This window comes from Wolbachia endosymbiont of Drosophila incompta (assembly GCF_001758565.1).
GTDB lineage: Bacteria > Pseudomonadota > Alphaproteobacteria > Rickettsiales > Anaplasmataceae > Wolbachia > Wolbachia pipientis.
Window position 1 is genome coordinate 797,565 of record NZ_CP011148.1, and the last position, 5,010, is coordinate 802,574.

Genomic DNA, 5,010 nt, shown 5'->3' on the forward strand with positions numbered 1-5,010 from the left:
TCGGTAAAGTTGTAAGGGATGTTAGGGAAAGTGGCTTATATTTTAAGTTGCCATTCATAAATAGTGTAGAGTTTCTTGATAAAAGAGTTTTAGATTTAAGTCCTGATAAGATCCCAAGGGAAGTGATAACAGCGGATCAAAAACGTATTATAGTAGATGCGTATGCAAAATATAAAATAACAAATCCTGTTACTTTTTACCAGGCTGTGAGGAATGAATCAGGTCTGGTTAGAAGATTATATCCGGTTATAGAAGCACACATAAGAGAAAATATAGGCAGATTTTCGTTGATTAGCTTGTTGAATGAAAAAAGATCAGAGGTTATGCAATTGATTCAGCGTGGAGTTTATTCTGAAGCTGAAAAATTTGGCATAGAAATAATAGATGTAAGAATTAAGAGAGCAGACTTACCAGAAGAAAATAGTTCTGCAATATTTCGCCGTATGCAAACTGAAAGGGAAAAAGAAGCAAAAGAAATTAGAGCAGAAGGAGAGCAAGCTGGGCAGGAAGTTAGATCAAAAGCTGATAAATTAAAAAGGGAAATTATCTCCAGTGCAGTAAAAGAATCGTACGAAATAAGGGGCCGTGGTTATGCTGAAGCAACTAGAATTTATAATGAGGCATTTAAGGTCGATGAAGAGTTCTTTAACTTTTATCGCTCTATGAGCGCTTACAGTAAATCATTTGCCGAAAATAATACTAAATTTGTACTTTCACCAAACAATAACTTTTTAGATATTTTAAATAAGGGGTGGAAATAGTCTATGAAAAGTAAGGCATTTATTTTATCTATATTTGCATATTTTCTAATTGCGTTTTCTTCGTATGCTAATATGTTTGATTGGAATGCAAAAAAGGTCGTTGATGCTAGCACTACTGCATGCAACTGTAATCAAGGACTTGCCGATTTAGTGGAAGAACTCATTCCTGCGGTTGTAAATATTTCAAGCGAACAAATCATCAAACAAGAAAATAACAGCAGAACTAGAGTTCCATCTATGCCAGGAAATAATTTTTTTGATGATTTTAGAGAGTTTTTTGAGCATTTTGATCAGTTTTTTATGGATAGGGGCCCTAGTGTTAACAAAGAGGTGGTGTTGCTTGGTTCTGGGTTTATTATAGATAAAGGTGGAACTATAGTAACCAATTATCACGTTATTAAAAACGCCAAAGATATCACAGTTACTATGAACGATAATACTTATTTCAAAGCAGAAGTTTTAGGCTATGATGCAAGAACTGATCTTGCTGTGCTTAAGATTAATTCTGATAAAGATCTTTCTTCTGTTGCATTTGGTGATTCTGATAAAGCAAGGGTTGGTGATACGGTTATGGCAATAGGTAACCCATTTGGTTTGGGTGGCTCTGTAAGCACAGGAATTATATCTGCAAGGTCCAGGGACATTAGTATTGGCACTATGAATGAATTTATTCAAACTGATGCTGCAATTAATAGGGGTAATTCTGGAGGACCGTTATTTGATTTAAATGGAAAAGTTATAGGTATTAATACTGCTATCTATTCTCCATCTGAGTCTGGCGGCAACGTGGGTATAGGTTTTGCCATACCATCTAATTTAGCTATGTCAATTATTGACACATTAAAAAGTGGCAAAAAAATAAAACATGGTTGGCTTGGTGTGCAAGTTCAGCCTATAACGAAAGAATTTGCTGAGTCCTTGGGTTTAAAAGATATAAAAGGCGCATTGGTTGCAAGTATAGTAAAGGATAGTCCTGCAGAAAAAGGTGGGATTAAAGTAGGTGATATATTATTAGAATTTGACGGTAAAAAAATCGATAGAATGACACAATTACCTCAAATGGTTTCAAGAGCTGGACCTGAGAAAAAAGTGCAAGTTAAGTTACTTAGAAAGAGCAAAGAGGTTAATATTAAAGTTGTGATCGGAGAATCTACAAATGATGGCCAAGATAACAATCAAGAAGAAAATAAATCAACATCTGATTATGTAACCGGTTTAACTGTTTCAAATCTGCCAAAAGAATCAAAAGAAAGTAAAAATAATGTACCTACAAAAGGTGTGATAGTTACCAATGTAGATAGTAACAGTAATGCCACGTTGCGTGGTATTAAAAAAGGAGACATTATTATCCAATTAGATGGAACCGATATAGAAAATACTAATGATTTTCAAAAACAAGTTGATTCAGCAGTAAAGAAAAACGGTAAAGATTCAATAATGTTGCTCATTTACCGCAATGGAAATCAATTCTTTACTTCGATAAAGTTGAAGAAATAGCACTCGTAGGTTATTTACTAAATTAGCAGCATTGTAAGCCTGTCACTGTAACACCTCAATCTTACAAGACAAATCAAAACTATTAAAGTCTACATTCCATTCACTAAAATACACATATGGATAATATAAATTTTCTAAAATTCATTGAACTGTGCTTTCAAACAGTGGTGCCGGGATGTGAGTATAATGATTATCAGTACATAAAAGTCATAGCAGAAAGGCTGGAAGCAGCGAATGCTGGCGAAGTAAGGCGCATAATATTCAATATGCCTCCGCGTTCAATGAAGTCCATATGTATGAGTGTTGCGTGGCCTGCATGGATACTGGGCAACTGCAAGAATAATAGTTGCAAGTTATTCTAAGTTGCTTAGTGAAAAACATTCGCTTGATACCAGGTGCATAATGCAATCTGATTGGTATAAAGAACTATTTCCAGAGGTAGAACTATCCAAAGACCAGAACACTAAATATAAATTCCAAACAGTGCAGAGAGGATACAGAATCGCAACATCAGTTGGAGGAACATTAACCGGTGAAGGTGGTGACTCTATTATTGTGGATGATCCGCTTAACCCTGCTCAAGCTTTGAGTGAAACATTTAGAAAACGTGCCACAAACTGGTTCGATCAGACTTTAGTAACGAGACTCAACGATAGAAAAAAAGGAGTAATTGTGCTTGTGATGCATAGGCTCCACCTGGAAGACTTAACTGGGCACCTCTTATCTAAGCCAAAAAACATATGGCATCACATTTGTTTGCCAATGATTTCTGAAAATAAGGAGGTTATTTATTCAATTAATAACCATACTGGTGTCATTCCAACCCCCCCTCCTGTCATCCCAGTGCCCAGACACTTGTATCTGGGATCTCGTTCCTTAACTTTATAGTGTAAATTATTTCAAATTGTGTCTAGCTGCAAGTATAATAATTTCCATTTATAGATAAAGTATGTTACAAATGTTATGTCAAAGAGTATAATAAAATCTATATCAAATACTTTACAAGAAAAAGTGGGATAGAGGCAAAAGCAAATATTAATAAGGATAATTTAAGAAAAGCGCATACTAGAGTTTGAAGAAGCAGTAAAAATAAAAAATATTATTGAGAGGTTAAATATCACATGATATAATATATATATAGTGTAAAAATGTAAATAATTTTATTGACATCTTTACATTAATAGTTCTTAAATATTTAGTACTGTAGAATTAAATTATTAAGTTTTATGAAGGAAGTAAAAATGGTGGAAAGCTTTTCAGGTAACAACAAAGGCAGTAATTTTATTGAGGAGGCAAAAATAATGGAAAATTTTTCAGATAATAACGGAAACGGTAGCTCAATCTTCCAAGGAAAAATCAGGGAGCAAGATTTCTCTGCAGAGCAGAAGCTAAATGAACTAAAAGCAGCCATAGAGGAGCTTACCAGACAAGATTTGCTCAGGAGGCTCGAGTGTGAGCGTCAGGCTTCTAGTTGTATCGATGAAATATCATCTCAAGGAGAGCTACATATCGGAGAAGGTGATGATGAGGATTACTTCACTGGTGAAAAAGGAAGAGTACTCGGAGATTTCTGGAATTTCTTTGAATCTCTCTTCAACCTTTTTGAAGTAGATGTAGATGATCCGAAAATCTACCAAATGCTCAAGGAGAAGGAAGAAAAAAACCTGATTGCTGCGATAATGAAGTTTTTGCGTGATAAGCTTAAGGAGTTAATCAAGAAGATTTTTGCACGCGATTTAAGTTTCAATCAGAAGTTGGACAAAGAGATAAAAGAATTGCAGGAAAAATTAGGCAGTGGTGAGTTATCAGAAGAAGAGTTTGCAAGGGCGTTAGAAAGATTAACTGCATTGCAAGATCTGAAACTCAGGTTACAAATGGCCGTTGTCGGATGGATTGTTACAATGTTCGCAGAGATGTTTGGAGTTGAGTTGGCGGCTGCGGTAGAGGCATCTACAGAAAAAGAAGATAAAAAAGCAGAAAAAACATCATTAGAAGCAACTAAAGAAGTTTGCGAAAACGTAGAAATGAAAGTGGATGAAAGAGAAAAACCTGAAGTGCCAGTTTTCCTTTTTGAAATTTCACCAGGATTTGTAAGACCGGTTGTTCTGAGCAAACCAGAACTTGAAATTGCGTTAGATCCTTTGAAACATCTATTGCGTCTTGCTGAGCTTGAAAGAAAATATCATGAAAATTCACAAAAACCAGAAAAAGTGAATGAAGAGAAAAAAGCGAAGCCTGAACCGAAGAAAGAGGTGTGTCCACCGAAACTTCCAGACAAGAAGCCTGTGGCAAGTGGGATAAAAATTAATTTTAATAAAATAAAGAATATTGGTTTCCGAGAAAGGGATGCGAATACTAGTGTTAATGGAAGAGGAACCACGCCACCCACTAATGGACAAGGAAACAAGCTTGATAATGGGAAGAAAAACGAGTCTGCTAGTTATGCAGCAAGCCGTCTGAATGGTAATGTTAATAAGAAAGAAGCGGATAACCTTTACACCGAACTTGCAAAAGAACTTGCCAATTTTAAAATAGGTGTTTGGAATGGTGCTGAGAATGAAGGTTCTGTGAATGATGCTCAATCACCAAGAGGATTGACTAATGATGTAAAAGTTGAGAAATGTGTAGAAGGTCAATCAGTAGGAAAGACATAATCGTGAAGGTAGTTAGATCCCAGTGTCTGGGCACTGGGATGACACCCTCTTGGATGGAAACCAGCGTCAGCTACTTGGATGACGCCTCACCATGTCAT

At 35.7% G+C, this 5,010-nt stretch carries 3 protein-coding genes and 1 pseudogene; all 4 read left to right on the forward strand.

All coding sequences use genetic code 11. From position 1 onward, the window contains the following. The coding region (hflC, locus tag WG67_RS03560) for a protease modulator HflC (RefSeq protein WP_458694902.1) at positions 1–761 on the forward strand (761 nt) is incomplete at its 5' end. Between the two features lie 3 nt (positions 762–764). Continuing rightward, entirely contained in the window at positions 765–2,258 is a 1,494-nt protein-coding gene (locus WG67_RS03565; RefSeq protein ID WP_010962868.1) for a DegQ family serine endoprotease, read from the forward strand. Between the two features lie 116 nt (positions 2,259–2,374). Then, a pseudogene (locus WG67_RS03570) lies at positions 2,375–3,104 on the forward strand (hypothetical protein); the annotation flags it as partial. A 380-nt stretch (positions 3,105–3,484) separates the two neighbouring features. After that, complete coding sequence (locus WG67_RS03575; protein ID WP_245683350.1) at positions 3,485–4,912, forward strand: hypothetical protein; 1,428 nt, start codon at positions 3,485–3,487, stop codon at positions 4,910–4,912. Positions 4,913–5,010 lie beyond the last annotated feature (98 nt).

What these genes read in the sequence shown, in the direction of transcription:
- WG67_RS03565 (WP_010962868.1), top strand. Translation starts at nt 765, where the DNA reads ATGAAAAGTAAGGCATTTATTTTATCTATATTTGCATATTTTCTAATT.
- WG67_RS03575 (WP_245683350.1), top strand. Translation starts at nt 3,485, where the DNA reads ATGAAGGAAGTAAAAATGGTGGAAAGCTTTTCAGGTAACAACAAAGGC.